Here is a 26,495-nt window from a genome sequence, read left to right as displayed (position 1 = left end):
CGGCCCTCCCGGGCCGCCTAACAACTTACGGAGCTGCCATGGGGCGAGAGATCATGGCCCCTTACGCTGGCCGCGAATCGGGCTGGCTCCTCGCCTGCCCGCAATAGCCCGATCTGGGGCCATGATCTTCGAGGCTGGCCCCATGGTGGCTGCGTAAAGCCGCGGAGGCGACCGCCCCAGCCCCGTGCCGGCCGTTCTCTCTGCGTCAGCTCGCGCCGCGCGCGTCCGGCGGCCGGGCGGAGGGGGGCGGAGACAGGAGCGTCGCCCGGCGCCAAGCCGGGCGCGCGGCGAGCGGAGCGAGTCGCCTTGAAACCCGTAGAGAAGTCTTCTACTCACACCAGCGATGCTCGTGGTCGTCCCTGTCGCGGATGAGCGTGCTGCGCAATGTGACCAGCCCCATGGACCGAGGCCACGCACCGGGGGACCCAACAACTGCCGTCAAGTTCCACCGTCAACGCCCGCGCAGCGGCTCGCTGCGGGGGCGTTTTGGCTGGTGGGCGCGGACGGTTTCGAACCGCCGACATCTGCTTTGTAAGCCTGGTGGTTAGGGCCGTCGAAGGCGCACAGGTCAAGCCAGGTTTGAAGGGATCCCAGCTCAGCAGGTCATCTCGGCTGCGGCGAACCGTCGTTGACCGTGGCTGACCGCCTGATATGGCACGGTTGTGGCACATCATCACGGCCCGGTACCCGCTCGGCGCTTGCCGAAGAGTGTCGGAGCTCAGCACTAGGCTCCCGCACATGATCTCCCCTTCGCAAAATGGTCCCGCGCCGCTCAGGCCGGAGTCTCTCGACGAGTCGGGCGTCAAGGAGGAGAACGACGATGTGCTGATCGAGAAGCTGCGCGCTCGGGCGCATGATCCGGGTCGGCGATTCGACACGGCCGCCGTTCCCGCTATGTGGATATCCGAGCGTTACGGCAGCACGCGATTGGAGCAGCGCCGGGACGTGATCAGGTCGTACAGCAGCGACGGGACGGTACAGCTCAAGTCCGACGTCGAGGAGGTGGCCGTCTACTACACCGACGCGCCCCGCGGCCCGCTGTTTCCGCCGATCTCCATGGCGGATGTCGAGAAGGCAGAACACAGAATCGGGCGCCGTCTTCCCGAACTGCTACGGCGCGTGTACACCGAGGTCGCCGACGGGGGCTTCGGCCCCGAAGGCGGCCTGGCCTCGCTGACCGACGGCAACCGGGCCCCAGGGCACCTGCGCGACTGGCCGTGCGCGGTCGGCATCCACGAGCGCAACCGCGCGAAGGGTGTGCCGGCGTCATGGCTGCACCTCACGTACGGCGGCTGCACGATGGAGTGGCACCTCTCACTTACCGCGGTTGGCAACCCCGTGTTGCTCTACGACGCGGACGGTTGGGTGCCCGACTGGGGCCAAGACGCGCACGACGGCCTGCGCCACGCGACAGCCTCACTGCGGAAATGGCTACAAACCTGGGCGGATGGCGGACACGTTTGGGATGAGGCACTCAACCGGTGAAGCCCGCTCACCGGAGCATGAAGACGAGCGCCTTTGTCGCGACGGCCGGGCACGCCGCTGAATTGATGCACGGTGCCACGTCGAGGTGGGCGTGCACCGTTTCGAACCGCCGACATCTGCCTGAGAAGAGCAGTGATCTTCTCGTAGTCGGCGGCACCATTAAGTTCGGTCAGGAGATCATCAGGGCACAGCTCGTAGTGGTCGCCCCACCAGCGGCGTCCCTTGTTGTCCCAGATGCGGTAGCCCCCTGGTACGCCTCGGGCCACGTACCGCCGTCTGCTCATGCTGTGCATACCCCGTCCTGCCGCGATGGCTTCCCGCACGGTACAACGAGGTCGGCGTAGCGGCTTTGGGAGGGCTGCTGGGCACGTCAGCCGGCCGCCTGGGGCAGATGGCGGACAGCCGCCGCCACCGCCTCCTCCGCGGTCGTCGTCTCGGCGAGGACCTCCCCCATGTAGCTGGCGTTAACGGTGTAGGGCTTCTCCCGATGAGCGTCCAGGCACACCGGGACGACGGTTAGGTGAGGGCGGGTACTGGTAGAGAATCGCAGCGTCCAGTGGCTGGCGAACGGGTAGAGCCCCCGCAACGCAGGCTCGGCATAGGCCGCCTCGATGAGCGCGTGGTACTCGGGCCAGTCCAGCATGCCCGCTTCTGTGCGCAAGTGCTGCCATTCGGACTCGGTCAGTTGCGCCGGATCGTACTCTGCTACTTCGAAGCGGCCGGTGAGATGTACGAACGGCGCGGCTCGCCGGATGTCGGCCAGCTCCGCCCCATCGTGCCAGGCTTGCGCAGCACGGACGACCTGGGTCAGGTCCTCAGTCCTTCCCTCGACGAGTGCCAAATCTTGGAACGTCTCGCAGCCGCGGATCGACCACCGCCGTTCGGCCACCCACCCTGAGATGCCCAAGACCGTCCGATGCGGAACCGTGCTCGCCACGGCGGCATAGAGCAGCGTGTCAGATTCCGAGACCTGGAACGGGACGGAGATGTCGTCCCTGGCCGCAACGGTCTGGAGCGCTGCGGCGAGGCTACCTTCGGCCGCAATGTCGGGATAGAGAGCTGCTAGATCAGGGGACTTGGTCATGGACCAAGATTCTGCCCCAGCCACTCGGAGCAGAAGCCGAAGAAGTGAAGGGCCGGGTCTCTGACCTGCGGCCGCGTAATCGACCAACGCTGCGACCTGCGACTTAGCTGTCTGCGGTTGTCAGCGTTGGTCACCCTTGTGCGCCCTCGGACGGCCCAGAGACGGCCCCCGGCAGTTATTGAGAGCCACCGTAGATCCCCAGGGTGGGCAACGGCTGGTGCCAAGTCCCGGCTAGTTCGGTGAGTGCCTCGCGTGCCAGCTGGCGCACCTTGAGCCACCCTGTGTCGGCCGTTAGCGCCTCGTACGTCCACCTGGAAGCCTGCTCCGCCCCGCTCATCGCGTCGAGGATCGCGTCAATGCGTGCGAGGCGCGACTCCATCGCGACGTCGATACGGCCAGCTTCGGCGAGGAGCACGATGGATGCTCGTGCGTTCTCGTAGTCGAGCGCCAAGTCGTCGGTTTCGAGTCGGTACTTGTCGAGCCAGGTTCTCTGGTCCCTCGCGTCCACAGCGAGCATCGTGAGTGTCTCGATCAGGTACTTCCACGCGCTTGCCTCGGACAGCCTCTGCTCGCTCATTCCGCCCCCTCGGCGCCCATTGGACCACGAGGTCGGCGTAGCGACTTTGGCCGGGAGTTTCAATGACCCAGTCAAGCGCCGCCGCGCTCGGATCCTGGAGCATTAGTTTGGAAGACGGCGTATGCGGACGCTGGCCGACCTGCCAACACCCCGACCTGGGACAGAGTGCAGCAGGGCCCGCTGTTCCCCGTGGCTCCCCGCTGCATCCCCCTGGAACGGGCACGCAGCGGGCACGGTGACCTCCTCGATGCGAACTATCGGCGGGACGGTTGCTGAGGTCTGCGGGGCTGGTCATCCTGGGGTCTGCGGCCGGTGCCGGTCGGCGGTGGGCATGATGGTTGCTGGTACATCGCTGCTGTACAACTGCGCCATGGACGATGCGGCCCTTCAGTCCCTACTGGACGAGGTGTTTGATCAAGCGTTGGTGTACCACGGATTCACCGACTACATGCGCGACTACGAGATCATCATCTACGCGACGGCAGCCCCGAGCACCGGCATCCAGCCGACCTACTTGCGGTACTTGTTTCGGTATTGCGTGGAGGCTGGTTGCCGGACCGCCGTGGACGCCGAAGTCTGGAAGACCTCCTTGGATGATCGGCTCATCGACCTTGAGATGGGCGCCGACCGCGACGGGTACGTGTGGGGCGTGAAGTGGCACTGTCTGTACCCGGGAGCCACAATCGTCCATGAGTCGGAGTCGGCGAACCGATGGGCGCAGGCCGTGGGAATCGAGTTCCATGAGGTGCGCATCGAGACCAACTCCCACAACCTCACCCTGGTCTTCTCCGACCTCCAAGTAGGCGAACTGCCTGCCGGTTACGCTCCCTTCGTGGTAGACGCTGGGGACGAGCCGTCCGGCGGCGAACAGACGTGAAAGCCGTCGTGGCGGCGACGTCACCGTGGGTTCAAATCCCACACCCACCGCAGGTGAACGGCCTCTGACCAGGCAACTCGGTCACGGGGCCGTTCTCATGAGCTTTGCCTGCCAGCGACCGCTGTTCCCCGCTGTTTCCCGACCGAACGGGCACGGCCACCTTTTGATCCGTAGCTCTAGCCGGATCGGTCAGCGACGGTCATACCGGTCGCTTCACGGCCCTGGAGGGGCGCTACCGGACGGTGGCAATTGATGGGGTTGCGGTACTGGGCTGCTGTACTGCCACGGTCACTAGCCCTACCACTCGTCAATGATCTCGTGCCTTTCGACACCGTTCGTAGGCGGGGCCTGGTCTCGGTGACCGTCCGCCGCCACCTGTGGATTGTCGGCAACACGCGGAAGGTGAGAGGCTCCGCGGGGATACACCCAGCTCAGAGAGTTGGGTTTGGTGCTCCGCTCTGGGAGCCTGTTGGGGAGTGTGGGAGTGGGAGCAGTACTTCTGGCCGTCATTGGCTTGGCTGTGGCGTCCTGGGGATTCGCCTTGCTGTTCAATGTCCGCGGTGCGGCGGACAGGATGGCTCAGCGACGGAACGCGGTGAGAGCCGCCGTTGGAGCCCGGACCATGGAACTCGGGCTCATGGAAGAATCACGTCTTGGGCCCTGGTTCTTCCGGCTTTGCGGCGGCGTGGTTGCTCCGGGCGGGCTCTTCCTATCGTTCGTTGGCCTGGTCTTTGCCCTAGCAGACTGAGCAGACGCGTAGGGCCTGCAACGAGGTCGGCGTAGCGGCTTTGGGCTGGAGCTGCCATGGGGCGAGAGAGCATGGCCCGTACGCTGGCCGCGAATCGGGCAGTCTCTGTACCTGCCCGCAATAGCCCGATGTGGGCCCCGATCTTCGAGGCTCGCCCCATGGTGGCTGCTTAAAGCCAGCGTAAAGCCGCGGAGCCGACCGCCCCAGCCACAGCGGGGTTCACCCCATCAAGCCCTTCGCCGTAGAGGCGTGCGGCCGGCGGTCGGGCCGAAGCGGGACGAAGGCAGGAGCGTCGGCCCGGGCCGCCGGGCCGCGCGACGCCGCGCCGTGCGCGGCGGGAGCGCCTTGATGAAGTAGAGAAACTTCTACCGCACCGGCTCTGTGGCCTGGGGTTCGGCCTGTAGGGCTGTCCGTGAGCTGGGCTACCGTGCTGCTCATGCCTTCTGCGCTGGATACGCCCCAGGGAGCGGCCGAGCTGGCCGAGTCGTTGTTGCCGCCGCTCGGGAACCGTTGGCTGCGCACGCATACAGTCGCAGCGCGGGCCGTCGAAGCGTCGAAGGCCGTGCCCGAGAACGAACGCGACCTCCTTGTCGCCGCGGCCTGGCTGCACGACATCGGGTACGCACCCGAGCTGCGCGACACCGGGTTCCATCCGCTCGACGGTGCACGGCATCTGGCGTCGCTCGGTGCGCCCGATCGCCTCGTGCGGCTCGTCGCGCATCACTCCGGCGCCGTGTACGAGGCCGAGCAGCGTGGACTCTCGGCTGAACTCGCCGTGTACGAGCGCGAGGACTCGCCGGTCCTGGACGCTTTGATCTTTGCCGACATGACCACCGGCCCGGCCGGGCAACGCTTCGACTTCGACCAGCGTATGGACGAGATCCTGGTTCGCTACGAACCCGGCAGCGAGGTGCACACCGCGATCACCAAGGCTCGGCCGTACCTCGGAGCTGCTGTCGACCGGACGTCCGCTCGCCTCGCCGGACACGTGGATGGCTCGCCATGAGTGGGAGCCCCTACTGCCGAGTGGAGAGCGAGAACGGGAGACGTACGAAGATGCCTCCGAGGATCTGCTCTACGAGCTCATGCGGGACTTCGAGCTGCCGGACAACGGCCATCTGATCGTTGAGGGTGTCGGTGATGCCGGCTGGTACATCGTTGCCGCGCTGCTTGAAGAGGGCGTCTACGAGATCGAGTTCCGCGATCCCGTACGAAGCGTGCACCGAATCGAGACCGGGTCACGATTGTCCGAGATCGCGAACGACATGATCGTCTGGGTGTCGGACACTGTGCGCTTTCACCAGGCACGCGCGGCTCGTACTCAGCCGATGTAAGGCTCCGTCCGATCGACCAAACCGTGGTCGATCCGCAGTCGCATCGACGGGTGGATGTTCACCTCGTCCAGCCGGTCGCGCGACACGAAGGCGACTTCCTTGCTCTCGCTGCTGGTGCGCAGCTTCCCTCCGATGATCTTCGCTGTGAAGCAGATCGAGAACTGCTGCCGCAGCCGACGCGTGGCCCCGACGGCCAAGCCCGGAGCAACGCGTCCCGCGCCATGCCTCTCCCGACGCGCCTCGACCTCGCCGCTGCTCAAATCGGACCTGCGAGCATGCAGCCATGGACGATCGGCGCACATTGGCCGCGGGATGCCAGGATCAGCCGCGGCTGTAGACCTGGCGGCCGGCGAAGTACGTCTCGTCGACCTGCGTTCGGTGGATCCGTTCGGGGGCGATCTCGAACAGGTTCTGGTCCAGGACGATGAGGTCGGCCGAGCGCCCGACGGCAATCTGGCCGGCTTCGTCGCCGAGGCCCATCGAGACGGCCGCGTTGTGGGTGTAGATCCTCAACACCGTCTCGAGGTCCAGCCCCTGCTCTCGATTCAGCTCTCCTGGGAACGAACCGGTCGGGTCGGCGCGCGTCACCATCGCCTCGATGCCGAGCCACGGCGACGGGGTGGGATTCGCGCAGGGCCAGTCCGACCCGGCGATCAGCAGCGCTCCCGTCTCGTCCAGGTCGCGGAACGGCCATATGCGGTCCATCCGCTCGTCGTCGAGCACGGCACGGACCGCCTCCGTGATGGGGTTCGGCCACCACACCGCGGGTGACAGGTCTGCCACGACGCCGAGCTCGGCGAAGCGGGGCAGGTCGTCGGGGTGCACAAACGCGACGTGCGCGATCTGGGCGCGAAGGCCCGGACCCCGCAGGTCCCGGACGACCTCGACCGCGTCGAGGATCAGGCGTACGGATCCGTCCCCGAGGGCGTGCAGCTTGACGCCAAGATCACGCCGATGCGCATTGTCGAGCAGGCGCACCAGTTCCGGCATCGTGAAGTAGGTCGTCCCCGCGTAGTGCAAGTCGTGGTGATGGTGGTCTCCGGCGTACGGCTCGAGGAACGCCGCCGTGTACGACATGGGAATGCCGTCGACCACGCCCTTGATGAAGTCGGGCCGCAGATGCGCGGTGCGGTACTCCTCGGCCACGTCGAACAGCTCGTCCCCGACCTCGCCGACGTCGACGACGAAGTCGCGCGCCGGCAACGAGGCCACCACCCACGCGTTGAGCGCCCCGCTCTCGTCGAGGTCACGGAAGGCCGCCAACGCCGTACGGAACGTCGCAGCCTCCTGGGTCGCGGTGATGCCGAACGAGTTCAGAATCTCGATCGCCCGCTGCGCCGACTTCGCCTTCCGTTCCGCCAGATCGGGCATGTGGCTCTGGGCAACCTCCTCGGCATGGCGACATGCCAGCTCCCACAGGACTCCCGTCAACTGCCCCTCGGCGTCGCGAACGTAGAAGCCGCCTTCGGGATCCGGCGTGTCCGCCGTCACGCCCATCAGGTCAAGAGTCCGCGAGTTCACCCATCGGTTGTGCTGTGTGTCGTCGCGCAACAGGACCGGGTGCTCCGGGCTGACGTCGTCGAGTCTGGCCAGGTACGAAGCGTCCTTGATCTCGCCCATCACCAGGCTGCCGACGATGCCGCCGATGATCCACGTGCCGGGCTCGAGGCGCTCCGCCTCGGCGCGCACGATGTCGAGGATCTTCTCGAGGGAGTCCGAGGGGTCGATGGTGAGCTCCCAGTAGTCGGCAGCGCCGCCGAGCATGAGGTGCGAGTGTCCGTCGACGATGCCGGGCATCATCATGCGACCACCGAGGTCACGGACGACCGTTCGCTCCTTCGCCAGCGGAAGCACCTCGTCGTCACTCCCGACCGCGACGACGCGGCCGTCGGCGACCGCCACCGCGCTCGCCCAAGGACGATCCGGATCAACCGTGTAGACGGCGGCGTTGTGGAGGATCAGGTCTGGCCCGGCTGCGGTCATGGTGTTGACGTCCCTTCTGGGTCGGCCCGTCGATCGAAGGACCGTTCGGATGGTTGGAGGTGAGCGATCAGCCACGGAGGGCTGAGGCGAAGATGCCGGGCAGCGCGCTCCAGCGCGGCCGGGCGTGGAACGCGACCAGGCGACGGCCGGTGCCGGCCACGGTCCGGTTGGACACGAACCACGGGGGCTTCGGACTGATCGACCACTCCCCGTGGACCAGCGACCGGTGCAGCGGCCGTTGAGCGCCCGATCCAATTCCGCCTGCAGCAGCGGCGGCTCGTCCGCCAGGACTCAGCCCCGTCACGGCACTGCCACATTCCGCTCCGCCTGAACCGCAGGCGGCCCGGCCGGCCCATGACGTGGCCGGCGGCTCTGTCGACTCACCGGGAGCGGAACGCGTCGCACCGATCAGGGAGGGTCCCGAGGGTCCCGGCGTGACTCAGCCTCGCAGGGCCGAGGCGAAGATGGCCGGCAAGGCAGTCCAGCGCGGGCGCGCCGAGAACGCGGTCAGGAGCCTGCCGGTCGTCGCAGCAGTCCGGTTCGTCACGAACCACGCGGGCTTGGGTGAGAGGGCCAACTCGCCGTTGAGGAGGGAACGCGGGGCCGGACGGAAGGGCCCGCGGACCACGGTGCGTTCGGTTCGGTCGAGCAACAGCGCGTTGTGGACCACGCCGATGCCGCTCTGCACGTCCTGGAGCGTGTGTCCGGGAAAGGCGCCCCAGGTCGCGCGGGGGGTGAGGTAGCCAACCCCGGTCCATGCGTTGATGCCGACCGTGCCGTAGCGAAGGTCGGCGACGGACTGGTCCAGGTGCGGTCCCAGCCGGGCCGCTGTCGAGGGGTGAACGACGATGTTGGCGCCCAGCGTGCCGTACAGACGCTCGTTGGCGAAGGTGACTGCCGCGTCGAGGAAGTCGGCTCCGGCACCGGGCAGCTCGACGAGGCCGAGCACCGGTCCGAAGTACTCGGTGGTGAAGGCGCTCTCCGCGGTGTCGGTCGCGTCCAGGCCCGGCAGCAGAGTGCGCTCGGGCGTCCCGCCGACGGCCTCGGCTGCGGGGTGCAGTGCCCGCGCACCGGAGACCCGGGTCTCACAGCCCGGGTACCACCCCGGCCGTGCGGGGGCCTGCGCCAGTGCCGTCCGCAGAGCCTCGACGAACTCACCCTTCTGCGGCCAGTCGGAGCTGACGACCACCACCTGGGCGGCGACGCAGTTGAACCCGCTGTTGTGCAGCCGTTGTGTGGCGACGTGCTCGGCCTGGAAGCGCAGGTCGGCCTTGGACCAGGTGCCCGGCACGACGATCACCGGGCCGACGCCGCCGAGTTCGCTGGTGATGGGCTTGGTCAGCTGCGGGGCCCCGGCTGCACGGGCGTCGGCTCCGGCCTGCCCCACACCCCACACGATGGCATCGTGCGTCGCCTGCCCGCCGGTCATGTGCACGGTGGTGATCCCTGCGTGCTGCGCGAGGGCCGCGCCGGTCTCGGCCCCGCCGGTGATGATCCCGACAACCCCCAGGTCGATGAAGGAGGCGAAGATCTTCTCGAAGACGTCGAGCAGCGGGTCGGTGATCGGATTCAGCTTGAGCACGACGGCGCGGTTGCACGCGAAGAGCTGGTGGAGCACGTCCAGCGGTGCGATGGAGAAGAGGTTGCCGGCTCCGAGCACCAGCGCGGCGCCGTGCGTGGTGGCGGGGTCGCGCTGTGCCAGGCCGGCCTCGGCTCGGAGCTGGGCCTCGTCGACGCCGGGAACCGTCCACACCTCGGCACGGAAGCCGTTGAGGAGCAGCTTGTCGAAGATCCCGTGTGGCAGGACCTCGATGCGCGTCCGGCCGCCCGGTGCCGTCTTGATGCCGTACCCGGCCAGCGGGTCGCTTCCCTGGTCCAGCAGCCGCAGGGTGTCGGCGAGCGCCTGGGCGTAGTTGATCACCGACCAGGGGCCACTGATCCATTCCTCTCCCACCAGTGGCGAGTCGGCGGGGAGCTGTTTGATGCGGGCGGCTGTCTGCACCCATTCCGCCGAGTGCTCGGCGACCTTCGCGGCCAGCTCGCGCAGCAGCTCTCGCCGTCGTGCGAGCGAGGTCGCCGCCCATGCATGCTCACCGCCCCGAGCTCGCGCCACGACCTCGTCGAGGCGGAGGTCCTCGGCCTGCGTGTGGGGCATCATTCGGGGCTCGGTCATCGCTCGTCTCCAACTTCCGTCGGGTTCGCCAGGGTGGCCGGTGCAGGCGGGACGATCTCCCGTTTGAGGATCTTGCCTGTGGGGCCCTTGGGGAGGCTGGCGACCAGCCGGACGTGGCGCGGGTACTTGTACGCCGCGACCCTGTCCTTGGTGAAGTCGCGCAGTTCCTCCGAAGTGGCGGTGGCGCCCGGCTTCAGTGCGACGACGGCGACCACCTCTTCGCCGTGGGTGGGGTGCGGCGTGCCGATGACTGCCGCTTCGCCGACGGCGGGGTGTGTGTAGAGCACTTCCTCGATCTCGCGCGGGTAGACGTTGTACCCGCCCCTGATGATCAGGTCCTTCTTGCGGTCGACGATGAAGTAGTAGCCGTCCTCGTCGCGACGGGCCATGTCTCCTGTGCGGAACCACCCGTCCCGGACGGCGTCGGCGGTGGCTTCGGGACGGTTCCAGTACCCCTTCATGACGTTGTGCCCCGAGATGGCGATCTCGCCGACCTCGCCCTCGGCGACCTCGCCGAACTCGTCGTCCACGAGCCGCATCGCCACGCCGTTGATCGGCGTCCCGATGGAACCCGGCTTGCGCGCTCCGTCCAGGTGGTTGAACGAGGCGACCGGCGAGGTCTCGGACAGCCCGTAGCCCTCCAGGATCGGGCAGCCGAAGGCAGCCTCGAACGCGCGCAGGACCTCCACCGGCAACGATGCCCCACCCGAGGCGCCCATAGACAGTGCGGACAGGTCGTACTCGCCTCGTTGAGGGTGCTGCAGCAGCGCGCCGTACATGGTGGGGACGCCCTGCATGACGGTGACGCGGTCACGTTCCAGGACACGCAGCGCCTCGGTGGGATCGAACCGGGGAAGCAGGGTGAGCATCGATCCTGCGCTCAGGACGGCGTTCATGCCGCAGGTCTGCCCGAAGGAGTGGAACAGCGGCAGGCCGCCGAACACGACGTCGGCGGGTCCGAGTGTGAAGAGCCGGGCCGACTCCTGGGCGTTGCGCAGCAGGTTGGCGTGTGTGAGCTGGGCGCCCTTGGGCTGCCCGGTGGTCCCGGAGGTGTAGAGGAGGACGGCCGTGTCCTCGGCGTCCCGGTCGGCGACGCCTGCGGTCGGCTCGTGGCGGCCCAGGTGCGCCTCGAATTCGGTCGGCGCCACCACGACGGCTTGCGCCCCCGCATCCTCCGCGCCTCTGCCCCCCTCCTCGGCGAAGCCGTGCCAGACGAAGGCGACCTTGGCCTGCGCGTCGGAGAGGTAGTAGGCCACCTCACGCGACTTCAGCAGCGGGTTCATGGGCACCACCACGCAGCCCGCGCGCAGGATGCCGTAGTAGACCACGGGGAACTGCAGCACGTTGGGCAGCATGACCCCGACGCGGTCGCCGGCCACCAGGCCGAGGCCGCTCAGCATCGCGGCGACGCGGGCGCTGGCCTCGTCGAGCGCACGGTAGGTCAGGGCGTGCTCGTCGAGCCGGAGTGCCGGGCGTTCGGCCCAGTCGGCCGGTGCTTCGGCGACGAGACAGGCGAGGTTACTCATGGGCAAGCTCCTAGAAGGGCCTGGTCAGGCTTCCGAGCAGAGAAGCTGACGGCTGTTCAGTCGAATTCGGTGGCCCGGCGCCGGCGGGAACGATCTCACCCGATGGCGCCGGCCCGGACGTCAGCCGAGGTCGGCGAGGACCTCGGCGGCCGCGCGGCGGCCTGATCGGACGGCGCCGTCCATGTAGCCGTTCCAGACGTCGGAGGTCTCCGATCCGGCCCAGTGGATGCGCCCGACCGGAGCGGCCAGAGCCTTGCCGTACTGGGTCCAGACGCCGGCGCCGAGGCGTCCGCCGTAGCAGCCGCGGGTGAACTCCTCGTTGGTCCAGTCCTGCTCGACGATGTCGAACGGCTCGGCGGCCTTGGGACCGAAGTACTTCACGAGCGTGTCGACCACGAGCCGGCGGCGCTGCTCGGGGGGCGTCTCACCGGCCCGGCGTGCGTGCGCCCCCTCCAGGAAGCCGACCAGGACACCGCAGGAGGCGTCGTGCGGGGAGTTGTCCAGAACGACGTTGAACTCGTCGTCGAGGCTGAGCACGAAGCCGTTGAGGCCGTCCTCGCGCCAGAACGGCGTTTCGTAGCCCACCTGGAACTTGATGACCGCACCCGCGGGGATCTGCTGGGTCAGCCCGTCGCGCAGGGCGGGAAGCACCGGGACGTAGCGGATCCGTCCCGCGAGTGTCTGGGGCACGGCGACGACCACTCGGGCAGCGGTGACCTCCCCGCCTTCGTACTCCACCCGCACGCCCTCGTCGTCCTGGCGGATGGTGCGTACCACGCAGCCCAGCTTCACGCGGTCGCCGAGTTCCTCGGCCATCCGCTCGGAGATCCGGTGGGTACCCCCGACGACGCGTTCCTCCTGGGCGCCCCCGGTGGTGGACACCAGCGTCTCCAGGCTCGTGCCGGACTTCACGTAGAACAGGAAGTGCAGCAGGGACAGTTCCGGCGCCTCGGCGGAGAACAGCGCGGGCACGAGCAGGCGGAAGAAGCGCAGAGCGATTGTGTCGTCGGTGTTCGTGGTCAGCCACGAGTCGAGGGTCTGGCGGTCCAGGTCTGCCGCGCCCTCGGTCTCCCACGGCGACGAGGTCGACACCGTGGCGGCAAGAATCTCGATCTGCTCCCACAGCCGGCCCACCTCCGCTGCGCTGTCGAGCGGGAGCCCGAAGGTCGCATCGGAGTACCGGTGAGCCTGGCCGTCGAGGTAGGTGACCGCCTCACCGTCGTCGTAGCTGGGGAAGGTCTCCAGCCCGAGCTCCTTGATGAGCTCGAGAACGGCATCCTGGGTGGGCCCGACCCACTGGCCGCCCATCTCCACCGGCACACCGTTGCTGAGGAAGCCACCCAGGTTGCGGCCCGCGACGCGGTCGCGTGCCTCCAGGACCGCGACGGTCTTGCCCTCGGCGACAAGCGCACGAGCGGCGGTCAGACCGGCCAGGCCGGCACCCACCACGACTACGTCGACATCACGCATGACCGCTCCAATCAATACAGTCGTACGACTTGGTTGGAGAACGTAAGCCACAACAGGCCTCGACGGCAAGGGTTGCGGAGGGATCCCTTCGGAGCGCCTAGAACGGTGCCGGGGCCTACTGCCCGTGACCGGCCGGCCGGACGTCGGCCAGGGCGACGAGCATCGTGATGACGTCCTCGAGGTCCTCTGCGGAACGGGTGGCGTCGGGATTGCACACGTACTGGATGATGAGCCCGTCCACGCTCGCGAGGAGCACCCGGGCGAGCCTGCCGAACGGCACCGCACAGGTCTCTCCGGCATTGCCGGCCGCCTCCTGGCACCATGCGGCGACGATGCGGCTGTACCGCTCGTACTGCCAGCGCGCCAGGCTTTCGAGCCCCGGCGTGCGCAGCGCGTGAGTGGACAGCTCGTACTGCATGATCTGGAGGTTTCTGTCACCGACGACGAGCTGGGACCAGAAGTTCGTCAGCCCCTGCCGGATCGCGTGCTCCAGCCCGCGCTCGAGCTCGGCCGACGACTTGAGCACCTCGGCGATCTCCCCGACGACGTCCTCGATCACAGCCCGCAGCAACTTCTCCTTCGAGGGGAAGACGTGCTGGAGGGTCCCCAGGGGCACGTTCGCCTCTGCGGCGACGGCCCGCAGCGATGTACGGGCCACCCCGTCCCGGGCGAGGACGCGACGAGCGGCGGCCACCACCTGCCGGCTTCGCGCCGAGGCCTCGACATAGGGCATCTGTTTCTCCTGACTCGGCCGGCTGACCGGAATTTTCTCACGAGGCTCTTGTCGGCCAGATCACACCGTGACTACGGTCCTCATTCAAGTCGGTCGACTGACTGGCTTGCTAGAGTGGTCCAGACGGACCACCACAGAAAGAACCCGTCAATGGTGACAGTGGATTCCGCCCGCCCCAGCGCGGAGCAACCCGTACCGGGCGCCATGGGAACGGCCGACATCGTCTTCTTCGTGCTTGCCGGAGTTTCGCCCATGGGCGTCGTCGTTGCACTGCTGGCACTGTCCATCGCGCTCGGCAGCGGAGCCGGCATCCCCGGTTGCGGGTGCCGAAAAATCATCCGCCCAGTTCAGGCCACATGCTGGTACTCGTGGAAAGTTCCGCCGAGTCGGTCTCGCCGATGGATCTCCAGGTGCCTGATCTGCCCAGGTTCGGTGCTGGGTTTGGGTAGCGGGCGGAGTGGGGCGGCTTGGCCCAGGGCCCGGTGGGGGCGGTGTCCGTTGTAGAAGGACTCGCACTCGCGCAGGGTGTGGAGCAGGTGGCGTTGGCCCCAGATCAGGGTACGGTCCAGCAGCTCGCGCCGGCAGCTCTGTATCCAGCGCTCCATGAGGGAGTCCATTCGCGGCATCCGAACGCCACTCCTCACGATCTCGAGTCCGGCATCGGCCAGCACCGCACCGAAGGCGGCAGTGAACTTGGAGTCCCGGTCGCGGATGAGGAACCTGGCCTTGTTGCCTGCCTCCTGGAGGTCCATGACGAGGTTACGTCCGAGCTGCACCACCCAGTCCGCGGTGGGGTGCGCGGTGGCGCCCAGGATCCGGACGCGCCTGGTGGAGTGCTCGATGACGGCGAAGACGTACAGGCGCGCCCCGGTCAGGGTGCGGGTCTCGAAGAAGTCGCACGCGAGCAGGGCGCCGCCCTGGCTGCGCAGGAAGTCGGCCCAGGTCGTGCTCCGGCGTTCCGGCGCGGGCGGGATGCCGTGCTCCTCGAGGATCTCCCAGACGGTGGAGGCGGCGACCTTGATGCCCATGGCAGCGAGTTCACCGTGGATCCGGCGATACCCCCACGAGGAGTTCTCGCGAGCCAGGCGCAGGACCAGGGCGCGGACCGAGCGGACCGTAGGCGGGCGTCCGCGCCGTTTGGGCATGCAGGTGGCGACATGTCGTCGCTTGAGCAGGTCACGGTGCCATCGCAGGACCGTGTCCGGGCGGACCAGCAACAGAAGGCGCCGCAGCTTGTCTTTGGGGAGGTGGTGGAGCAGGCCAGCGAGGATCGCACGGTCGGTGTCGGTGAAGGCAGGCTTGCCGACCTGGCGTTGCAGAACCCGTAGTTGATGTCTCAGCGCCAGAATCTCGATGTCCTTGTTCCGGTCGCTCATCGGCAGGAGGCGCAGGAGCGCCAGGGTGTCGGTGGCAGCAAGGCAGGCCAGGCGCAGCAGCACGACACGTCATGATGCCGCTGATGCCCTGTGCAGGTGAAGACACTGGGGTGAGGGGCAGGCACAGCCGGAGACCGGCGATCAAGGCCGCGACCTGCGCGGATGCTCTCTCGGCACCCGCAATCCGACGCCGCGGGCCGCTCCTCAAAGATCACCCGGACAGGGTCTAGCGCGCCAGTGATTGAATGTTAAACTTTCAGGGTCAAGGAGCTCCGCACCTCACACCCCCATTCAACGGAGGCAAGCATGCACGCCACCGACCTGGAGACCATCACGGCTGAGCGGGACCGGATCCGCGAGGCACATCTGCGCCCCGCGGACCAGCGTCCGGCCTCCTCGGCCCGAGGTCTGCACCACACGGCCCTGCTCAGCAGTGACGTGGAGGCCACCATCCGCTTCTACCAGGACATCCTGGAGTTCCCGCTCACCGAGCTGATCGAGAACCGGGACTACGCCGGCTCGTCCCACTTCTTCTTCGACATCGGCAACGGCAACCTGCTCGCCTTCTTCGACTTCCCGGGCCTGGATCTCGGCCCGTACGCCGAGGTCCTCGGCGGACTGCACCACATCGCCATCTCTGTGGAGCCCGAGCGCTGGCAGCACCTGATCAACAACCTGGAGCAGAACGGCATCGACCACGTCATCCACAGCGAGGTCTCGGTCTACTTCACCGACCCAGACGGCGCCCGGATCGAGCTCATCGCCGACCCGCTCGGCGAGATGTACGGCTTCAAGGTGCTGTGAGCGCCAAGCGCTGGGCATTCCGCACACCCCACCCTGCTCCGATCGAGAGGCATTCATGACCAGCACTGCCCCGGCGGCTGACCGACCGCACGCATGGCGTCCCGGCGCCTCGGGGCCACCGCTGCTGCTCCTGCACGGCACCGGCGACAACGAGCACGGCCTGCTCCCACTCGGGGAGGACCTCGCACCGGGAGCGCCGCTGCTGTCCCCTCGAGGCACCGTCCTCGAGGGGACCATGCCCCGGTTCTTCCGGCGACTGCGCGAAGGCGTTTTCGACGAGGCCGACCTGCGTGAACGCGCCGACGAGCTCGCCGAGTTCATTCGTACCGCCGGCGGCTCGTACGGACTGGAGCCGGGATCACTGGTCGCGGTCGGCTTCTCCAACGGGGCCAACATGGCGGCGGCGATGCTGCTCCTCCACCCCGAACTGCTGGCCGGCGCTGTCCTCATCGCCGCGATGCCGCCGCTGGCCGAGCCGCCCGCCGCGGACATCACCGGCCGACGGGTCCTGGTCTCCAGCGGACTGCAGGATCCCCTGGCACCCCCTGAGCAGGCCCGGTCCCTGGTCGGGCAGCTGAGCGAGCGCGGTGCGGACGTCCAGCTGCTCACCCACGACGGAGGCCACCTGGTGGAACCCACCCATCTGCCGGCCATGCGGGCGTTCTTGCGTCCGTCGGGGCTGGAACTCCAGGCTCACCATTCGGATTAGCGAAACGTAGCAATCCTGTGGCAGAGTGTTACGTGCACGCCCGGCGCCCAGGCGACGTCGGGCACCCTCCTCGGTCGGGTCATACGGCCCAGCCGACCAGCGTCCGGAGGGACGTGCCACGCGGGCTGACGGCTCCTACCGTTCAGCACCAGGGCACGAAGGCGATTGGCTCACACCCTGAGCAATACTCAGGTTCCCTAAGCCAATCAGAGACGCTGGCTGAGCAACACCCTGTCTCGGGCCGTGGACCACACCGTTGACCGGGACGCCGAGGTGGCTGAATGTATCCGTCGGCAAGGCTGCGGGCAGCCGGGGCGGTGATCCGAACGCTGAACGCGATCACCGCTGTCGGCTGCCGGATCTTCGACACGAGGGCCGGGGACACCTCGGACCCGTAGACCTCCTTGAGGTGGGCGGTGATGTCGCGGGTGGTCATGCCCCGCGCGTACAGGGACAGAATCATGTCGTCGACCTGGGCCGGCCGCCGCCGGCCCTTGGACACGATCACCGGCTCGAACTCGGCCTTGCGGTCCCTGGGCACCTCCACCCTGACCGGACCCGTCACCGTCGTGAGCGTCTTGGGGTAGGAGCCGTTACGGGAGTTGCCCGAACCCCGGCCGGCCGGGAAGCCGGACCGTGATGAGGAGGCCGCCGGCGGGGCGGGGGACGAGGTCGAGGGTCCCGTCGTGGGCGCGGACGATGCTGTGCACGATGGCCAGGCCGAGGCCGACGCCGGCGTGCTCGTCGGTGCGTACGCGTTCCGTTCCGCGCTGGAAGGGTTCGGTGAGGGTCGGTACCAGTTCCGGTGGGAGCCGACGGCCCGTGTTCTCGACCCGCAGCACGCTCGTGTCGCCGTGCGGCTCGGTGTGGACCGTCACGGTGCCGCCGGCGGGGAGGTTGTGGACGATGGCGTTCTGGACGAGGTTCGTCACCATCCGCAGCAGGAGCTCCGCGGAGCCGCTGGTCTGGGCCGTGCCGATGACGTCGAGCGTGATCCCGCGCTGTTCGGCGAGGGGGAGCAGGGTTTCGGCGGCCTCTTCGGCGACGAGGGAGAGGTCGACGCTCTCGCGGGTGAAGTTTCCGCGGTCGCTGCGGCTGAGCTGCAGGAGGGCCTCGGTGAGGTCGATGGCGCGCGTATTGACAGCGCGCAGGCGTTCGAAGAGTTCGCCCCGGTCCCGCGTGGGGTCCTTGCGGGCGACGTCGAGCAGCGTCTTCGAGATGGCCAGCGGGGTGCGCAGTTCGTGGGAGGCGTTCGCGGCGAACCGTTGCTGCTCGGCGACGTGGGACTCGAGTTGTTCGAGCGTGGTGTCGAACGCGTCGGCGAGTTCACGGAATTCGTCCTGGCGGCCCTTCATGCGGATCCGGTGGGACAGCGATCCGTTCCCGGCCATCCGTGCCGCGGCCGTGATCTGTGTGAGTGGTGCGAGCATCCGGCCGGCGAGGATCCACCCCCCGACGAGGCCGAACACGAGCAGGAAGACCATCGCCACGGCCGCGGCGGGGGCGAAGGTGCGCACAAGGAGGTAGCGGTTGGGCGCGATCCCGAGAAGGCCCTTGGGGGTGTCGGGTACGTAGCGCAGCAGGAACACCCACACCACGGCCAGCAGGAGAGCGCCGGCGACGGCGAGGAACCCGGCGTAGCTGAGGGTGAGTTTCAGTCGGGCGCTGAGCCCTGGGCGTCTATGCATGCGTACTGCCGGGTTCGGTGGTGTCCCTGCCGGGGGCGATGGTGTCCATACGGGTGTCGATCCGGTAGCCGACGCCGGGCACTGTGGCGATGATCCATGGTTCGCCGAGCCGTTTGCGCAGTGCGGAGACGGTGATGCGCACGGCGTTGGTGAGGGGGTCGGCGTTCTCGTCCCAGGCCCGTTCCAGCAGCTCTTCGGTGCTGACGACCCCGCCCTCGGCGGCGACGAGGACTTCCAGCACGGCGAACTGTTTGCGGGTGAGCGCGACGTAGCGTCCGTCGCGGAAGACCTCCCTGCGGAAGGGGTCGAGCCGCAGGCCCGCGATCTCGCGGACCGGGGGCCGGGCGTACGCGCGTCTGCGGTCGAGCGCCCTCAGCCGCAGGACGAGCTCCCGCAGCTCGAACGGTTTGGTGAGGTAGTCGTCGGCGCCGAGCCCGAACCCGGAAGCCTTGTCGTCGATCCGGTCGGCAGCGGTGAGCATGAGGATCGGGATGCCGCTGCCGGAGGCGACGATGCGCCGGGCGACCTCGTCGCCGCAGGGGCCGGGGATGTCGCGGTCGAGGACCGCGAGGTCGTAGGAGTTGACGCTGAGCAGTTCCAGAGCGGAGTCGCCGTCGCCGGCGATGTCGGCGGCGATCGCCTCCAGCCGCAGACCGTCACGGACGGCTTCGGCCAGGTAGGGCTCGTCCTCCACGATCAGTACGCGCATGTCTGAAGCCTAAGCAACCCAACATATCGCCGACGTATGCAAAGACGTGTGCACCGGACACGCGACTCAGCCTGCCGGTGCCATCGCGGGGCGAGGCTGGTCCGACGGCACTTCCGCCGTAGTGCGCCACCAGCGGCGCGACGCCAGCGCGGCCAGCACGGCGCCGGCGGCGTTGACCAGTACGTCGTCCACGGAGGACACCCGGTCCAGCCGCAGGGCGTACTGCGCGGTTTCGACCAGAACCGAACAGCCCGCCCCGAGCGCCAGGATCCGCGGCACGGACGCCAGGGCCGCGAACCGCATCGGGACGAAGAACCCCAGCGCCGCGAAGATCAGCAGGTTGCCGATGATCCCGGCCGGCCCCATCGTGAGCAGGTCCCGCAGCGGTACCAGGCTCACCCGGCTAGGGACGGTGCCAGCCCCGGCGCCCGGCATCATGGTCATCCACATGAACGGCACCGTCCCGTGGACCATGCCCACCTCGGCCAGCGACATCCGCCATGCCGATGTGACGCCGGCGGCACACCGACGGCGCGCCAGAGCCCACACCACCAGCGCGGCCAACGGCAGCGCGACCAGCGTGATGAGCACCACACCGTTGAACGTATCGAAGCAGCCGTGCCACCGCCCGGCCATGCACATCGGAGCGGACATCATGAGCGGCCGCCGCACGACGAACGCGGCGCTCGCCATGCCGAGGATCGCCAGGCTGAGGAACACGATCCTGCGCATGCGGCGGGGCGGTGCTGACAGGCATGCGTTGTGGCTCATGCCCCCATTGGAGACGGAGGGCCGTTGCGGTGGCGTATGCGATTTTCCATACGCCCGCGATACACGGAATCCCCGGCATCAAGGAACTGGCGCAAGCTGGCCTGGAGATGGTCCCGCCGCCGGTGATCGCGCCAGCCCAGCTACTGCAGGTGCTGGACGACTCGTCCGTAAACATCGCACTGCCGACCATCCAGGACGAGCTCGCCGTCCCGTCCGCACACCTGCCCCGGACCATGAACGCCTAACACTGCAATTGCGTTTGTGGTGATGAGGTCACAGCCCTGGTGGGCTGTGACCTCGTCGTTTTGCAGTAATGGGGCCTGCCGTATGTGCAGTGTCGGGCTGCAAGGGCCGCCGCACTGACGCGACGCCTCGGAACCGACTGGTGGATCCGGGTTAACGTGACAGAGTGGAAATATTGCATTTGCGCTATTTCGTTGCGGTTGCCGAGGAGCTGAACTTTTCGGCGGCGGCCCGCCGACTGCACATGGCCACCTCGCCGCTGAGCCAGCGGATCAGGGATCTCGAGCGGGAGCTCGACCACCGGCTGTTCGACCGCGACACACACCATGTCACGCTCACGCCGGCCGGCGAGGCGCTTCTGCCGATCGCGCGGGACGTGCTGGAGCAGGTCAATTCCATCCCGTGGCGGCTGGGTGAGGCGACCGCGCCGGGACGCAGCACCGTGTTCGTCGGCATTCCCACCGGGGTGCACCCCCGGCCGAGGGAGCTCGTCATCACGCTCGCCGAGCGCGTCAGTGACAAGTGCGAGCTCCTGCGCTGGCCCGGCAGCTCCAGGGCTCTGGTCACCGGCGTGCGCGAGGGCAGACTGGCGCTCGCGCTGGCCCGGACGCCGATCGACGACTCCGCACTGGAACTACTGCCCGTCATATCGGAACGGCTGGGAGCGGTGGTGCCGGCCGACCAGTTCGCCGGGCGGGATTCCGTAGCACTGGCCGAACTGGCCGACCTGAGCTTCATCGTCGCACCCAAGGACGTCAGGCCGGCTTATTTCGAGCAGCTCGACCAGGAAATGGCCGAGCGGGGGATCAGGAAACGCATCACACTGACCGACACCGGATACGGCGGAATCGCCGAATTGATTTCCAACGGGATGGCTTTCTACTTTTCCATGCTCGACCCGGAAAGCCCCCTGCACGGCTATGCGATGGAAAATACGAAGGTCCTGCCGTTCACAGATTTCGAGGCCCAACTGGATACCGTACTGATCTGGCGGCGCGATCGAGCCTCCGGCGGTGACCTGGACGAACTCGTCGAAGCAGCCCGCGAGGTCTTCGCCGAACCGCTTCACGTCTGAGCCGAGCGGGGTGGCCGTGCCGGCAATGCACTCGTGTTCGCTACACCCTGAAATGGCATGATCGCCGCCGGGGGGCTTTTTTGCGATCGCCGGCGATTCCGGCCGTCTTTATTCCCGACACAGCCTCCGAAGGCGAGCCGATATCGGTGTGACCGCTGCGGTCACACCGATATTAGCAATACGATAATTCCATTGTCCGCAATTCGCGATTAGCGTTCCTTCTCATAGCCGACCGAGGCACGGAAGGACGCAACAATGGCGGACACACACAGCACCGGGCCGCTCGACGGCGTGCGGGTCATCGACCTCTCGACGGTGATCATGGCCCCGTACGCGGCCCAGATCCTCGGAGATCTGGGGGCCGATGTCATCAAGATCGAGTCCCCCACGGACTCCCTGCGTGTGGGCGAGTACCGCAACACGCCGGGCATGACCCCGATGCATCTCAACGTCAACCGCAACAAGCGCAGCGTTGCCCTCAATCTGAAGGACGAGGCCGAGCACGCGCAGGCCCTGATGCTTATTCACACCGCCGACGTGCTGATCACCAACATGCGCCCCCGCGCACTCGCCCGGCTGGGCCTGACCTACGACGACCTCGCCGCCGCCAACCCGGGTCTCGTCTACGCGCACGGCGCGGGCTTCCGCGGCGACTCCGACCGGGCCGACGCCGCGGCCTACGACGAGACCGTGCAGGCCGCATCCGGGCTGGTCGACATCGCCAACCGCGCACTGGGCACGCCGCTCTACCTGCCGACCATCCTCGCCGACAAGGTCTCCGGTCTGACCATCGCCTACAGCGTGCTCGCCGCCCTGGTGCACCGGAACAGGACCGGGCGCGGGCAGCAGGTCGAGATCCCGATGGTCGACACCCTGCTCACGTTCAACCTGGTGGAGCACCTCGCAGGGCACGCCTTCGAGCCGGCGACGGGCCCCACGGGCTACGCGAAGTCGCTGTCGGAGCACCACAAGGCGCGGCGCACCAAGGACGGCCTGGCCGCCGTGATCCCGTACAACCCGCAGAACTACCGCGACTTCTTCGCCGCCGCCGGCCGTCCCGACCTGGCCGCGGACTCGCGCGTCAACGGCCCCACCCTCAACCCGGCCGACGCCGACGACCTTTCCGACCTGGTCGACGAATGCGCCCCTGCGCTGACCACGGCCGAGTGGGCCGAGGTGTGCGCGAAGCACAGCATCCCGATGGGACAGGTGCTGGAACTGGACCACGCGCACGAGGACCCCTACGTCCACGAGGGCCATCTGCTCGAAACGGTCGTGCACCCGACCGAGGGTCCGGTGCGCACGATCGGGATCCCGGTGAAGTTCTCCGCCACGCCCGGCTCGATCCGCCGGCTGGCCCCGGTTCCCGGCCAGGACACCGCGGAGGTGCTCGCCGAGCTGGCAGCCACCTGTTGAGCCGCAGAAAGCCGTAGGAGAGGCACAGTTATGAGCACCAACGAAGTGCGTGTCCAGCGGGTCGGCTCGACCCTGCTGATCACGATTGATCGCCCGCAAGCACGCAACTCCGTCAACGCCGCGGTCGCCACCGGCCTCGCCGCCGCGCTGGACGAACTGGAGGCCGACACCGCCCTGCGGGCCGGTGTCCTGACCGGAGCGAAGGGCACCTTCAGTGCCGGCATGGACCTCAAGGCCGCCCTGAAGGGTGAGTCCCCGAACATCCCGGGCCGCGGGTTCGGCGGCCTGACCGAGGCCGAACTGACCAAACCACTGATCGCCGCCGTCGAGGGCTTCGCCGTGGGCGGCGGATTCGAACTCGCCCTGGGCTGCGACCTGATCGTCGCCGCGGAGGACGCGCACTTCGGTCTGCCCGAGGTCAAGCGGGGCCTGATCGCCGCGGGCGGCGGCGTGATCCGACTGCCCAAGCGCATCCCCTACCACCTGGCGATGGAGTTCCTGCTGACCGGCGAGCCGGTGAGCGGTGCCCGCGCCGGCGAGCTGGGCCTGGCCAACCGGGTCACACCGCCCGGCGAGACGGTGGCCGTCGCCCTCGGACTCGCTGAGCAGATCGCACACAACGCCCCGCTCGCGCTGGCGGCGGTGAAGAACCTCGTGCGGACCGCCGACGGAGTGCCGGAGGCCGACGCGTTCGCGGTGCAGCGCAGGGTGATGGACACGTTGATGGCCTCGGCCGACGTCCGCGAGGGCATGACCGCCTTCGCCGAGCGCCGCACCCCGGAATGGACAGGGAAGTGACATGAGGATCGAAGACGTACGACGCCATGCGACCACCCCGCTGACCCGCCCGGCCTTCGCACCCGTGGCGCCGTGGTTCACCGACCGCGAGTACCTCAACATCGTCTACCGCACCGACCCCGACGCACTGCGCGCCGTCGTCCCCGAACCCCTGCGGATCGAAGAACCGCTGGTCCGGTTCGAGATCATGAAGATGAACGACGTCACCGGGTTCGGCCCCTACACCGAGGGCGGCCAGGCGATCCAGGTCAGCTTCGACGGCGAGCGCGGCGAGTACCTGCACGCGATGTACCTCGACAACTTCCCGGCAACAGCGGCCGGACGCGAGGCCAGTGCCTACCCGAAGGTCATCGGCGCACCGAAGCTGTACGTCGACCAGGACGTGCTGGTCGGCACCCTCGACTACGGCACGCTGCGGGTCGCCACCGCGACCATGGGCTACAAGCACTACCCGCTCGACCTGCGCGAGGCCGAAGCACAGATCACCGTGCCGACCTTCATGCTCAAGATCATCCCGGGCTACGACGGCACTCCGCGCGTCCAGGAACTGGTCCGCACCGAGATCACCGACGTCGTGGTCAAGGCCGCCTACACCGGCCCCGCGCGGCTGCAGCTGTTCGAGCACGTCCTCGCCCCGCTGGCCGATCTGCCCGTCCTGGAGGTCGTCTCCGCCAGCCACATCCTCACCGACCTGACCCTCGCCCCGGTCAAGCCGGTCTTCGACTACCTCAAGGCAGACACGCAATGACACACCGCTTCCGCACCGCCGCCGTGATCGGCGCGGGCACCATCGGACTGTCCTGGACGGCACTGTTCGCCGCACACGGCCTGACCGTCCACGTCAGCGACCCGCGCCCCGACCTGAAGGAGGCCATCGACACCGCGCTGGCGGAGTTCACCCCGCACCTGGCCGCCCAGGGCCTGAACACCGACGGCCTCGCCGACCGGGTCCACATCGCGGCCAACATCACCGAAGCCGTCCGGGACGCCGACGTCGTCCAGGAAAACGGACCCGAGAACGTCGAGTTCAAGAAGGAGCTGTTCGCCCAGCTGGTCCGGGAGACCCCCGCACACGCACTGCTGCTGAGCTCGTCGTCGGCGATCCCGGCGACCGCGTTCACCGGGGAGCTCGAGGACGCGAGCCGGGTCCTGATCGGACACCCCTTCAACCCGCCCCACCTGATCCCGCTCGTCGAGGTCGTACCCGGCGAACGCACCACCGAGGAAGCCGTACAGGCCGCCGTCGACTTCTACACCTTCCTCGGCCGCGCCCCCGTCGTCGAACGCCAGGAGATCCCTGGCTTCGTGGGCAACCGGCTGCAGAACGCGCTCAGCCGCCAGGCCGTCTACCTCGTCCAGCAAGGCGTGGTGACCCCCGAGGACCTGGACACCGTCGTGACCCACTCGCTCGGCATCCGCTGGGCCACGGTCGGGCCGTTCCTCGGCGCGCACCTGGGCGGCGGCCCCGGCGGCTACCGCCACATCACCGAACACATCGGCAAGTCCATGCAGCAAATGACCCTCGGTGAACCCTCGAAGGACCCCGAGGACCGGGAGCGAGTCATCCAGGCGGTGGAGAAGGCATATGCCTCCACGCCGTACACCGACCTCGCCGAAGCCCGCGACCGCAAGCAACTCGCCGTCCTGTCCGCCCTGGAAGACAACCGCCGCAACCAGCACCAGAAGGAGAACTGAGATGACCACCACCGCCACCCCCCTCACACAGCTGGACGACCAGCAGGCCGCCGACTTCTACCAGTACGAGGCGCTGCTTTCGGACGAGGAGCGCGAGATACTGCTCAAGGCCCGCACCTTCCTGAGCAAGGAGATAAGGCCGCTGGTCAACGAGTACTGGGGCAAGGCCGAGTTCCCCTTCGAGGTGATCGAGAAGTTCCGCGGCAGCGGACTGAACGCCCTGGCCTACGAGGGCTACGGCGAGCACAAGCCCGCCATCAGCCACCTGCTCGGCGGCATGCTGGCCGCGGAATTCTGCCGTGTCGACGCTTCCATCGCCACCTTCTTCGGCGTCCACAACGGACTCGGCTTCTACTCCATCTACCACGGCGGCGACCAGGAACAGCGCGACAGGTTCCTGCCCGCCATGGCCTCCATGGACAAGATCGGCGCCTTCGCCCTGACCGAGCCCCTCGGCGGCTCCGACGTCTCCGGCGGCATGCGCACCACCGCCCAGCGCGAGGGCGACACCTGGACCCTCAACGGCGCCAAGAAGTGGATCGGCAACGCCACCTTCGCCGACTACGTCGTCGTCTACGCACGCGACGTCGACGACAACAAGGTCAAGGCCTTCGTCGTCGAGAAGGGCACCCCCGGCTTCAAGCCGGAGAAGATCGAGGGCAAGATCGCACTGCGGATCGTCCAGAACGCCGAGATCACCCTGACCGACGTACGCGTACCGGAAGCGAACCGGCTGCAGAACATCAAGGGCTTCCGGGACATCGCCGAGATCCTGCGCTTCACCCGCAGCGGAGTCGCCTGGCAGGCCCTGGGCGTCATGATCGGCGCCTACGAACTCGCACTCGACTACGCCAAGCAGCGCATCGCCTTCGGCCGACCGATCGCCAAGTTCCAGATGGTGCAGGACCTCCTGGTGAAGAGCCTCGGCAACATCACCGCCTCCTGGGGCATGCTCGTACAGCTCGCCCGGCTGCAGGACCAGGGCATCTTCCGCGACGAGCACTCCGCGCTGGCCAAGGAGTACGTCGCGGCCCGCATGCGGGAATCCGTCGCCTGGAGCCGCGAGATCTTCGGCGGCAACGGCATCCTCCTCGACTACGACATCGCCCGGTTCTTCGCCGACGCCGAAGCCCTCTACTCCTACGAGGGCACCCACCAGATGCAGACCCTCATCGTCGGCAAGTCCATCACCGGCCACAGCGCCTTCGTGGGGTGACAGCA

General features: G+C 67.9%; 24 protein-coding genes and 3 pseudogenes. 13 read left to right on the top strand and 14 right to left on the bottom strand.

The window, feature by feature from the left end:
* Positions 1 to 738 precede the first annotated feature (738 nt).
* The gene (locus ABT078_RS28015) at positions 739 to 1,485 is read left to right on the top strand and encodes an SMI1/KNR4 family protein (RefSeq protein WP_351232412.1); all 747 of its coding nucleotides are present in this window, start codon (positions 739 to 741) and stop codon (positions 1,483 to 1,485) included.
* A 101-nt stretch (positions 1,486 to 1,586) separates the two neighbouring features.
* Here the strand turns inward: ABT078_RS28015 and ABT078_RS42885 are convergent.
* From ABT078_RS42885 to ABT078_RS28005, 3 genes and pseudogenes are all read right to left on the bottom strand, one after another.
* Positions 1,587 to 1,769, bottom strand: a pseudogene (locus tag ABT078_RS42885) (hypothetical protein); the annotation flags it as partial.
* 86 nt (positions 1,770 to 1,855) lie between these two features.
* On the bottom strand, positions 1,856 to 2,569 hold the full coding sequence (locus ABT078_RS28010; protein ID WP_351232410.1) for a DUF6193 family natural product biosynthesis protein: 714 nt from the start codon (positions 2,567 to 2,569) through the stop codon (positions 1,856 to 1,858).
* 175 nt (positions 2,570 to 2,744) lie between these two features.
* Positions 2,745 to 3,146, bottom strand: coding sequence for a hypothetical protein (locus ABT078_RS28005; protein ID WP_351232408.1), 402 nt, complete (start codon positions 3,144 to 3,146; stop codon positions 2,745 to 2,747).
* Positions 3,147 to 3,516: 370 nt separating this feature from the next.
* Here ABT078_RS28005 and ABT078_RS28000 point away from each other — a divergent pair, with 370 nt between their 5' ends.
* The 3 genes from ABT078_RS28000 (at position 3,517) to ABT078_RS27990 (ending at position 6,105) form a co-directional block, all read left to right on the top strand.
* Positions 3,517 to 4,023 (top strand): YxiG-like protein, encoded by a 507-nt coding sequence (locus ABT078_RS28000; protein WP_502981357.1) that lies wholly within the window; start codon positions 3,517 to 3,519, stop codon positions 4,021 to 4,023.
* 1,184 nt (positions 4,024 to 5,207) lie between these two features.
* Positions 5,208 to 5,777 carry an HD domain-containing protein gene (locus ABT078_RS27995; RefSeq protein ID WP_351232404.1) on the top strand — a complete coding sequence of 190 codons (570 nt, stop codon included), beginning with the start codon at positions 5,208 to 5,210 and terminating at the stop codon, positions 5,775 to 5,777.
* Positions 5,764 to 6,105 (top strand): hypothetical protein, encoded by a 342-nt coding sequence (locus ABT078_RS27990; RefSeq protein ID WP_351232402.1) that lies wholly within the window; start codon positions 5,764 to 5,766, stop codon positions 6,103 to 6,105. Before ABT078_RS27995 ends, ABT078_RS27990 begins: the two co-directional genes overlap by 14 nt.
* Here ABT078_RS27990 and ABT078_RS27985 read toward each other — a convergent pair.
* The 7 genes and pseudogenes from ABT078_RS27985 to ABT078_RS27955 form a co-directional block, all read right to left on the bottom strand.
* Positions 6,093 to 6,278: pseudogene (locus ABT078_RS27985) on the bottom strand (NUDIX hydrolase); the annotation flags it as partial. The gene ABT078_RS27990 and the pseudogene ABT078_RS27985 overlap by 13 nt on opposite strands.
* A 148-nt stretch (positions 6,279 to 6,426) precedes the next feature.
* Positions 6,427 to 8,088 carry an amidohydrolase gene (locus ABT078_RS27980; protein ID WP_351232400.1) on the bottom strand — a complete coding sequence of 554 codons (1,662 nt, stop codon included), beginning with the start codon at positions 8,086 to 8,088 and terminating at the stop codon, positions 6,427 to 6,429.
* A gap of 439 nt (positions 8,089 to 8,527) precedes the next feature.
* Entirely contained in the window at positions 8,528 to 10,261 is a 1,734-nt protein-coding gene (locus ABT078_RS27975) for an aldehyde dehydrogenase family protein (RefSeq protein WP_351232398.1), read from the bottom strand.
* Positions 10,258 to 11,787, bottom strand: a complete 1,530-nt coding sequence (locus ABT078_RS27970) for a long-chain-fatty-acid--CoA ligase (protein ID WP_351232396.1) — start codon at positions 11,785 to 11,787, stop codon at positions 10,258 to 10,260. Before ABT078_RS27970 ends, ABT078_RS27975 begins: the two co-directional genes overlap by 4 nt.
* 120 nt (positions 11,788 to 11,907) lie before the next feature.
* A complete protein-coding gene (locus ABT078_RS27965) occupies positions 11,908 to 13,257 on the bottom strand; it encodes a flavin monoamine oxidase family protein (protein ID WP_351232394.1) in 1,350 nt (449 codons plus the stop codon).
* Positions 13,258 to 13,372: 115 nt separating this feature from the next.
* Complete coding sequence (locus ABT078_RS27960) at positions 13,373 to 13,990, bottom strand: TetR/AcrR family transcriptional regulator (RefSeq protein WP_351232392.1); 618 nt, start codon at positions 13,988 to 13,990, stop codon at positions 13,373 to 13,375.
* A 347-nt stretch (positions 13,991 to 14,337) separates the two neighbouring features.
* Positions 14,338 to 15,429 carry an integrase core domain-containing protein gene (locus tag ABT078_RS27955; protein WP_351232390.1) on the bottom strand — a complete coding sequence of 364 codons (1,092 nt, stop codon included), beginning with the start codon at positions 15,427 to 15,429 and terminating at the stop codon, positions 14,338 to 14,340.
* Between the two features lie 243 nt (positions 15,430 to 15,672).
* On the opposite strand from ABT078_RS27955, the gene ABT078_RS27950 reads away from it, so the two are divergent.
* Together ABT078_RS27950 and ABT078_RS27945 are read left to right on the top strand one after the other, a co-directional pair.
* On the top strand, positions 15,673 to 16,170 hold the full coding sequence (locus tag ABT078_RS27950; protein ID WP_351232388.1) for a VOC family protein: 498 nt from the start codon (positions 15,673 to 15,675) through the stop codon (positions 16,168 to 16,170).
* A 55-nt stretch (positions 16,171 to 16,225) separates the two neighbouring features.
* A complete protein-coding gene (locus tag ABT078_RS27945; RefSeq protein ID WP_351232386.1) occupies positions 16,226 to 16,879 on the top strand; it encodes an alpha/beta hydrolase in 654 nt (217 codons plus the stop codon).
* Positions 16,880 to 17,237: 358 nt separating this feature from the next.
* Here the strand turns inward: ABT078_RS27945 and ABT078_RS27940 are convergent.
* The 4 genes and pseudogenes from ABT078_RS27940 to ABT078_RS27925 form a co-directional block, all read right to left on the bottom strand.
* A pseudogene (locus ABT078_RS27940) lies at positions 17,238 to 17,510 on the bottom strand (transposase); the annotation flags it as partial.
* Positions 17,473 to 18,567 carry a sensor histidine kinase gene (locus ABT078_RS27935; RefSeq protein WP_351232384.1) on the bottom strand — a complete coding sequence of 365 codons (1,095 nt, stop codon included), beginning with the start codon at positions 18,565 to 18,567 and terminating at the stop codon, positions 17,473 to 17,475. The gene ABT078_RS27935 and the pseudogene ABT078_RS27940, both read right to left, overlap by 38 nt.
* On the bottom strand, positions 18,560 to 19,276 hold the full coding sequence (locus ABT078_RS27930; protein WP_351232383.1) for a response regulator transcription factor: 717 nt from the start codon (positions 19,274 to 19,276) through the stop codon (positions 18,560 to 18,562). The genes ABT078_RS27935 and ABT078_RS27930 overlap by 8 nt, the downstream gene beginning before the upstream one ends.
* A 66-nt stretch (positions 19,277 to 19,342) precedes the next feature.
* Positions 19,343 to 20,047 (bottom strand): VanZ family protein, encoded by a 705-nt coding sequence (locus tag ABT078_RS27925; RefSeq protein WP_351232380.1) that lies wholly within the window; start codon positions 20,045 to 20,047, stop codon positions 19,343 to 19,345.
* 29 nt (positions 20,048 to 20,076) lie between these two features.
* On the opposite strand from ABT078_RS27925, the gene ABT078_RS27920 reads away from it, so the two are divergent.
* From ABT078_RS27920 to ABT078_RS27890, 7 genes are all read left to right on the top strand, one after another.
* Positions 20,077 to 20,292: a hypothetical protein gene (locus ABT078_RS27920; protein WP_351232378.1), complete on the top strand. Its 216-nt coding sequence runs from the start codon at positions 20,077 to 20,079 to the stop codon at positions 20,290 to 20,292.
* A 164-nt stretch (positions 20,293 to 20,456) separates the two neighbouring features.
* Complete coding sequence (locus tag ABT078_RS27915) at positions 20,457 to 21,365, top strand: LysR family transcriptional regulator (RefSeq protein WP_351232376.1); 909 nt, start codon at positions 20,457 to 20,459, stop codon at positions 21,363 to 21,365.
* Between the two features lie 255 nt (positions 21,366 to 21,620).
* Positions 21,621 to 22,781 carry a CaiB/BaiF CoA transferase family protein gene (locus ABT078_RS27910; RefSeq protein WP_351232374.1) on the top strand — a complete coding sequence of 387 codons (1,161 nt, stop codon included), beginning with the start codon at positions 21,621 to 21,623 and terminating at the stop codon, positions 22,779 to 22,781.
* 30 nt (positions 22,782 to 22,811) lie between these two features.
* Entirely contained in the window at positions 22,812 to 23,579 is a 768-nt protein-coding gene (locus ABT078_RS27905; RefSeq protein WP_351232372.1) for a crotonase/enoyl-CoA hydratase family protein, read from the top strand.
* Between the two features lies 1 nt (position 23,580).
* Positions 23,581 to 24,327 (top strand): acetoacetate decarboxylase, encoded by a 747-nt coding sequence (locus tag ABT078_RS27900; protein ID WP_351232370.1) that lies wholly within the window; start codon positions 23,581 to 23,583, stop codon positions 24,325 to 24,327.
* The gene (locus ABT078_RS27895) at positions 24,324 to 25,274 is read left to right on the top strand and encodes a 3-hydroxyacyl-CoA dehydrogenase NAD-binding domain-containing protein (protein ID WP_351232368.1); all 951 of its coding nucleotides are present in this window, start codon (positions 24,324 to 24,326) and stop codon (positions 25,272 to 25,274) included. The genes ABT078_RS27900 and ABT078_RS27895 overlap by 4 nt, the downstream gene beginning before the upstream one ends.
* A 1-nt stretch (position 25,275) precedes the next feature.
* Positions 25,276 to 26,490, top strand: a complete 1,215-nt coding sequence (locus tag ABT078_RS27890; protein WP_351232366.1) for an acyl-CoA dehydrogenase family protein — start codon at positions 25,276 to 25,278, stop codon at positions 26,488 to 26,490.
* The last annotated feature ends 5 nt before the right edge of the window (positions 26,491 to 26,495 follow it).

The sequence above is a fragment of the Streptomyces sp. NPDC002133 genome, from assembly GCF_040296405.1.
Taxonomy (GTDB): domain Bacteria; phylum Actinomycetota; class Actinomycetes; order Streptomycetales; family Streptomycetaceae; genus Streptomyces.
Note: the sequence above shows the minus strand (reverse complement) of the source record. Positions and strands in the feature narration are given on the sequence as shown.

Excerpts from the sequence above, each read along its gene's own strand:
- ABT078_RS27995 (WP_351232404.1), top strand. The coding sequence starts at position 5,208 with ATGCCTTCTGCGCTGGATACGCCCCAGGGAGCGGCCGAGCTGGCCGAG.
- ABT078_RS27935 (WP_351232384.1), bottom strand. The coding sequence starts at position 18,567 with ATGCATAGACGCCCAGGGCTCAGCGCCCGACTGAAACTCACCCTCAGC.
- ABT078_RS27975 (WP_351232398.1), bottom strand. The coding sequence starts at position 10,261 with ATGACCGAGCCCCGAATGATGCCCCACACGCAGGCCGAGGACCTCCGC.
- ABT078_RS28010 (WP_351232410.1), bottom strand. The coding sequence starts at position 2,569 with ATGACCAAGTCCCCTGATCTAGCAGCTCTCTATCCCGACATTGCGGCC.
- ABT078_RS27945 (WP_351232386.1), top strand. The coding sequence starts at position 16,226 with ATGACCAGCACTGCCCCGGCGGCTGACCGACCGCACGCATGGCGTCCC.
- ABT078_RS27895 (WP_351232368.1), top strand. The coding sequence starts at position 24,324 with ATGACACACCGCTTCCGCACCGCCGCCGTGATCGGCGCGGGCACCATC.
- ABT078_RS27900 (WP_351232370.1), top strand. The coding sequence starts at position 23,581 with ATGAGGATCGAAGACGTACGACGCCATGCGACCACCCCGCTGACCCGC.
- ABT078_RS27925 (WP_351232380.1), bottom strand. The coding sequence starts at position 20,047 with ATGAGCCACAACGCATGCCTGTCAGCACCGCCCCGCCGCATGCGCAGG.
- ABT078_RS27990 (WP_351232402.1), top strand. The coding sequence starts at position 5,764 with ATGGCTCGCCATGAGTGGGAGCCCCTACTGCCGAGTGGAGAGCGAGAA.
- ABT078_RS27970 (WP_351232396.1), bottom strand. The coding sequence starts at position 11,787 with ATGAGTAACCTCGCCTGTCTCGTCGCCGAAGCACCGGCCGACTGGGCC.
- ABT078_RS27910 (WP_351232374.1), top strand. The coding sequence starts at position 21,621 with ATGGCGGACACACACAGCACCGGGCCGCTCGACGGCGTGCGGGTCATC.
- ABT078_RS28015 (WP_351232412.1), top strand. The coding sequence starts at position 739 with ATGATCTCCCCTTCGCAAAATGGTCCCGCGCCGCTCAGGCCGGAGTCT.
- ABT078_RS27890 (WP_351232366.1), top strand. The coding sequence starts at position 25,276 with ATGACCACCACCGCCACCCCCCTCACACAGCTGGACGACCAGCAGGCC.
- ABT078_RS27965 (WP_351232394.1), bottom strand. The coding sequence starts at position 13,257 with ATGCGTGATGTCGACGTAGTCGTGGTGGGTGCCGGCCTGGCCGGTCTG.
- ABT078_RS27905 (WP_351232372.1), top strand. The coding sequence starts at position 22,812 with ATGAGCACCAACGAAGTGCGTGTCCAGCGGGTCGGCTCGACCCTGCTG.
- ABT078_RS27960 (WP_351232392.1), bottom strand. The coding sequence starts at position 13,990 with ATGCCCTATGTCGAGGCCTCGGCGCGAAGCCGGCAGGTGGTGGCCGCC.
- ABT078_RS27950 (WP_351232388.1), top strand. The coding sequence starts at position 15,673 with ATGCACGCCACCGACCTGGAGACCATCACGGCTGAGCGGGACCGGATC.
- ABT078_RS27930 (WP_351232383.1), bottom strand. The coding sequence starts at position 19,276 with ATGCGCGTACTGATCGTGGAGGACGAGCCCTACCTGGCCGAAGCCGTC.
- ABT078_RS28000 (WP_502981357.1), top strand. The coding sequence starts at position 3,517 with ATGGACGATGCGGCCCTTCAGTCCCTACTGGACGAGGTGTTTGATCAA.
- ABT078_RS27980 (WP_351232400.1), bottom strand. The coding sequence starts at position 8,088 with ATGACCGCAGCCGGGCCAGACCTGATCCTCCACAACGCCGCCGTCTAC.
- ABT078_RS28005 (WP_351232408.1), bottom strand. The coding sequence starts at position 3,146 with ATGAGCGAGCAGAGGCTGTCCGAGGCAAGCGCGTGGAAGTACCTGATC.